Annotated in this window: 2 protein-coding genes; both read left to right on the forward strand. The window is 58.6% G+C overall.

Annotated features, from left to right (window positions below):
• On the forward strand, nucleotides 1-300 hold a 300-nt coding region (locus EII42_RS13140), incomplete at its 5' end, for a hypothetical protein (protein WP_158676526.1).
• On the forward strand, nucleotides 297-493 hold a 197-nt coding region (locus EII42_RS13620), incomplete at its 3' end, for a hypothetical protein (protein ID WP_233558407.1). The genes EII42_RS13140 and EII42_RS13620, both read left to right, overlap by 4 nt.

The raw sequence follows: 493 nt of genomic DNA on the forward strand, positions 1-493 counted from the left end.
GTCTGGCTCGGCTCCGTCCACTACAACGGCCCAGACAACATTGAGGCGCTCTGGCTATCAGTCACCCGCAGCAAGTACACCCTCGATGACAACTTCAACATGTATGTCAAGGAGTGGCGGGATCCGCACTACGTCGGGAACCTCACCTGCGGACACACCAAACTCACCGGACAGTTCGAATGCATCGCGCATAGCGAAGACGCCACAATAGTCGGCATGGCCGGTGGAATCCTCCGCAACGACGACGAGGCTCTCGTTGAGGTCATGAACGAATACATTACCCACCTGCAAAACAGATGAGTAAGCGCGTTTGGTATGTCGTTATCGCGGTCCTCGCCTTTAGCTTGGTGGGGTTGGTGGTGGTGTTCTGGGCATTGCCGGTAGGTCCTCCGCCCGTGACACAGACCACCACGATCACTGTCCCGCCCAAGCCGACACCCACGCCGACGCCTAGCCCGAGCCCCACGCATTGGCGTGATAGCAAGGACTGGAC

The organism is Tessaracoccus sp. OH4464_COT-324 (assembly GCF_003932855.1).
GTDB lineage: Bacteria > Actinomycetota > Actinomycetes > Propionibacteriales > Propionibacteriaceae > Arachnia.